This window comes from Paraburkholderia sp. (genome assembly GCF_034668105.1).
In the GTDB taxonomy this organism is placed as follows: domain Bacteria; phylum Pseudomonadota; class Gammaproteobacteria; order Burkholderiales; family Burkholderiaceae; genus Paraburkholderia.
This window is the reverse complement of record NZ_JAXDPY010000120.1, coordinates 1-5,009: the sequence shown is the minus strand read 5'-3', so window position 1 is coordinate 5,009 and position 5,009 is coordinate 1. Positions and strand designations below refer to the sequence as shown.

Below are 5,009 nucleotides of genomic sequence, written 5' to 3'. Positions count from 1 at the left end.
GGCGCCTCGCTCTACCTGCTCGACGCAAACGGCACCTTCGATCCGACGCTGAACCCGCAAGGCTTCCCGGTGAACGGCGACTATGGCAACGCGTTCCGCAGGCTGTCGATCTCGCCGCCGCTCGCGGTGGCCGACTACTTCGAGACCTTCGACACGGTCTCCCAGTCCGCGCAGGATGCGGACCTCGGTTCCGGTGGCGCACTGGTGCTGCCGGACCTGGCCGATGCCAGCGGCACGATCCGCCCTCTGGCGCTGGGGTGCCGGCAAGGACTCACAAATCTATGTGGTCAATCGCGATGCGATGGGCAGGTTCAACACCAGTGCGAACCTGATCTGGCAGGAAGTCGATGGCCAGTTGCCCGGAGGCGTCTTCGGCATGCCGGCGTACTACAACAACGTCGTGTACTTCGGCGCGGTCGGCGACACTCTCAAGGCCTTTCCCCTGAGCGCGGCACGACTCGCGACGACGCCGTCGTCTCACAGCCCCCGCACGTTTCCCTATCCGGGCGCGACGCCGAGCATCTCGGCCAGCGGCGCGACGAACGGGATTGTCTGGGCGGCGGAGAACGGCGCCACGGGCGGGCTGCATGCCTTCGACGCGGGCGATCTCGGCCGGGAGCTGTACGACAGTACCCGGTCCGGGGCGCGCGACGCGTTCGGCGCGGGCAACAAGTTCATCACGCCGATGATCGCGCACGGTCACGTGTATGTCGGCGCGACGAATGGCGTCGCGGTATTTGGACTGTTGCACTGAAACCCGGGGGATTGCCGTCGGTGAACCCGGTTTCCGGATCACGGCGCCCGGTGAGCCTTTCAGCCACACGCATCCGATGTAAAGGTTCTCATGGACGAGCGCAGTCTGCGCGACGACTTGTCGAGCCTCGCCGACTCCGCGAATGCAGGCGGTGCTGGACCCCTAACCGCCGGGGCCGCGAAGCCCGTTCGGATCCCTTACCGTGGCACCAGCAAGGGTACCGCGCACGCCGGGAGATGCCGTGGAAAGAGTGCTAATGAATCGCGGCGCCAGCACGACGCGGCACCCGACTGCAAGCGCAGTAGACCGTCCTGAGAGTCGTTTCCCTGCAGCACACGACGACACCTATGCCGCCTACCTTTGGGTCCGAGCACATGCTGCCTCGTTCAATGGCGGCGCAACGCATAGCGGTGGCTGGTAAGCGCCGGTGCAACATTGCAGCGTCTATCGCAATTGGGGCACGAAAAAGGCGCTTATGAGCCGATAACTTTGAGCGCAGCCAGGCGCCTCACGCTGCTTCGGGAGCACGGACGCCCGAGCGTGGGCGCTGCGGTCCGCATCCGATGCGGTTGACTAGTCCGCAAAACGCTAACTTTTGGCGTTCGCGGGACGGCGGCGGCGTAACAAGATTTAATTCAATGACCACTTGCCAGTTGGTCTCGGAATGCATCGCTCAAGTTGGGCGACAACAGGGGAAATGCATGGCTCAGGCAGAACGCCACGACTGGAGAGCATTGTTCGACACAGGCATCGGCGGCAGCCTGGCTCTCTCTGCGAATGCGAACGACCTGCTGCGGATCAACGTGATGCCATGTGCACTCGTGTATATCGACAGGGAGGGTAAGGGAAGTCCTAACTGCACCCGCGTTGACCCCTTCTGCTACGTCGAACAGGCGATAACGTTAAACCGGAGCCTGCTCGCGGCCGGGATGCCCACGCTCACCATTGTCACGAATGCACGCCGCGAGATACAGCGCTATCTCGCCAGCGTCGATGCGTCGGTGCGCCCGGAATTGCGCGACCTTGCACCATCATTGACGCTGCCCAGAACGACCCGCTTCTATGCGGCCCACTTCAAGCTCGATCTTCTGGAACAGATCGGCAAATGCGTGGGCGCGGGGACGCTGGTCCTGCTTCTCGACACGGATATGGTCGCATTACGACAGCTTGATCAGGACGTATTGCGACGCTGCTACCGCAGCGGTGTGGGGGCCTTCGACATCTCCGACCAGGAATTTTTTGCGTATGGAGCGGCGCGCGTCGTTGGCGATCTCGAAATCGTGGCGGGAAAGCGCCTGAACAACCCGCGGTGGTTTGGTGGCGAGTGCCTTCTGGTTTCAGCAAGCTTCATCCAGGTGCTGATGCCTCGTGCGCGCGAGTGCTTTGAACGTTATACCCTCGCAATGCAAAGGCTCAATCACAACGGCGACGAAGCATTTATTTCCGCAGCGCTTAACCTTCTAGCCGACAGCGGACATCAGATCCTCGACGTCGGGGCATATCAGCTGGTCGGTCGCCACTGGTCCGGAAATACTCACCGGGACCTTCGGTGGTTCAGACACTGTTCTCTGCTCCACCTGCCGGGTCGAAAAAGAATGCTCGAGCGGCAAGCCCGGATGGCTGATTTCAAACTGGACCATATCTGGTGGCAGATAGTCAGCGCCCATCTTCTTGCCTGCATTGCGACGCCGACGAAACGCCTGTTGCGACGAAAGTGGAATGCGTCGCGCCAGCGCGCCAGTGTGTCCCGCTCGCTGCGCCGGGCAGAAACCCGGCTCGACGTGCTGCTGGTCGACAGCGAGCCGAAGACGCTCTCGCGGCTCGCGTCCATGCTGACGTCGCGCGGCATGACAGTGATGTGCACGGTCGATCCGGCAGAAGCGCTCGGAGCCGCGAAGTCTACGCACCCGCGGGTCGTGGTGATGGCGAACATGTCGAGGGATCGCGAGGCGGTCCCTGGGATCGAATCGTTAAGCACCTCGAGCGAACGTTCCGGGCGGCCGTTTGTTATTGCTCTCTACCGCGAGGGCGATCATGCCGATCCGGCGCAATGGGACGAATGGTTCCCGGGCTCCGTGGAAATGGGTGAGCTGGTTGAAACCGTGATCCGGCGCGCCCGCTCCAGCAGTTGACGGCGCTGGTGCATCGAAGGTAGCGGTCGCGCTTTTTTTCCGGCGCCGGGACCCTGCACGCCGATTTTTGCCCGAATTGCAGGAAAGCTCGTTGCCGTCAAGTGAGGTGTGAAGGGTCGTGGCAGCACGGTGCATCCATGACCCACTCATCAAGGGTCTTGCGCGGAGAGCGTCGCGTACGTCAAGCCGCTTTTCGTCGGCCGTGCCCGGCAGCGACCATCGCGGTGCCGCACCGCCGTGCTGAGTCAGAAAGCGTCATCCGTCATCGGCGGTACCGCAGCACTCTTCCGGGCGTGGTCACCGTTTGCGGCGCACGGCCGACGGGCAGGCCGTCGCCGGTTACGACTGCAGACGTGCCGGGACGACATCCCGTCTCCCGGCCCGGCTACGCATCAGTCCGCGCGGAAATAGCACCGATTATCCACGTCTCCTTCGGGTGAGTATGGCGGTGACCAAGCGCCATTCCCCGGGCGCTCCATGAACGCTCTGCGCCTCAGCCAGACGCGCCGGTACGTAGCCCGTGAAGGCGGCGAATCCGGCAGCCGTGGCTATGCAGCGTTGGACGGCTGGCAATCGGGGATTCACGATTCGTTTCGGCCGGGCATTCTGCTTGCGCACCCAAGGTGCGCGCCCTCGGGCCAGTTGCGGGCGGTGCCGTTCTAACCAATCCAGGGATAGGTCGATTCCACGACCACACCCTCGAGGTCGCCACGGTAAGGTGCAAGGGCGGCGAAGATTGGCTCGAGATCATTCGGCAGGCGACGTTGCAGTACGCTCCGATCTTCGGCATCACTGACCACGATCACACTGTTGTTCGAGTGCAGGTCTATTCCGCAGAACTTCATGCTGGACCCCGACATGTCGAAGGGTTTGCTTCACCTTGACTTTACCCCCGCGCCTCCCGCCGCGAGGTTCAGGCCCACCACATGATTATCGACGCCTTCCAGATAGCGAACGTCGACGCAAGCTCATGCAAAAACAGTCAGCGTTAACGTACCAGCTCTATCCGCTGCCCGGAAAGGTCCTGTGAAGGAGGTGCAATGTCGCGGGTCTCGACGCGAGTTTCGATCATTCCTACGCCGTAGACGAGTCCCGTTCGTGCGCGCGCATAGACGTCCATTCCGACATAGCGGTGGACAGTTTCGATCGGGTGGGCTTCCGCGGCATCTAATGTCGAGAAGGCACGCACTTCAAATAGACGGTCATTAACAGGCTCGAAGAACACTCGTAGTGAGTCAGTGATCGTGGTCGCGCCATAGTCGTTGCGTAGATGAGCGATCCACCGATCCTGCAATTCTTCCAGCGCCCTCTGTAAAGCAGCGTGAACCGTCGGGGTCAAACAATTCTCTGCGATCCAGTCACTCACCTGTGATAGGGAATACGGAGCGGTGTCCGAATGGTCCATCACAGGAATCCAGATTCCTACGTTGTTCATGTAGTTTCTCCTCTCTCTCTATCACGGTCGAAAAAAATGCACCGGGGACAGCCCGGTCACTCATTGCCGTACCGCAGATGCCCCGTTCACCGACGGCGCCCGTGCCTCGCGCTTATGGACCACCGCGAGACATAGTCTGGTGTCTAGCCTACGCGCCTATTTGGAATCTGCAGCCGTCGATGTCATTCGGCTCTGTCGCCCGCCCGCGATGCCGGAGATAGTGATCACGCCAGTCGGGCCGTCCCCCTCGCTGGTATGTACGCAACGGCGATCGTCACCTTACCAGCCGGCAGACAGCGGCGGCCGTGCCAATGGGGTATTTTCCAGCCTCGAGGGCCGCGTGCAATGTTCCCTGTCGCACTTAGGGATGCAGACAAGCCAAAATTGGTGCTAAAACAGCGGGAGAGCAATTCCCGCGTGCGATTGGATCTGGAAATCCGCGCATGCGACGCGTGCTTTCGCGCGTCGGTTGGTGAATGTTCTTCGGACGGTTGTGAAGCGGAAACCGGCCACCCGCACGTGCGCGTCAAGTGTCTGCAAGCGTCAAAAAAATCGAACCCCGATCTTGACTCTCGGACAGCGGCATCATCGAGATGGTTGAGCTTGCCTGACGGAATTCCTCTGCAGCGTTGGGAGCGAACTCACGACAGATCATTGAGGATATCGTTTTGCGACACCACATCCATCA

Annotated in this window: 2 protein-coding genes and 1 pseudogene; 2 read left to right on the top strand and 1 reads right to left on the bottom strand. The window is 61.4% G+C overall.

Annotation, left to right across the window (positions count from 1 at the left end):
• Positions 1 to 754: pseudogene (locus QOC89_RS05770) on the top strand (pyrrolo-quinoline quinone); the annotation flags it as partial.
• Positions 755 to 1,455: 701 nt separating this feature from the next.
• Entirely contained in the window at positions 1,456 to 2,886 is a 1,431-nt protein-coding gene (locus tag QOC89_RS05765) for a response regulator (RefSeq protein ID WP_323044149.1), read from the top strand.
• Between the two features lie 988 nt (positions 2,887 to 3,874).
• Here QOC89_RS05765 and QOC89_RS05760 read toward each other — a convergent pair.
• Entirely contained in the window at positions 3,875 to 4,321 is a 447-nt protein-coding gene (locus QOC89_RS05760; protein ID WP_323044148.1) for a hypothetical protein, read from the bottom strand.
• Positions 4,322 to 5,009 lie beyond the last annotated feature (688 nt).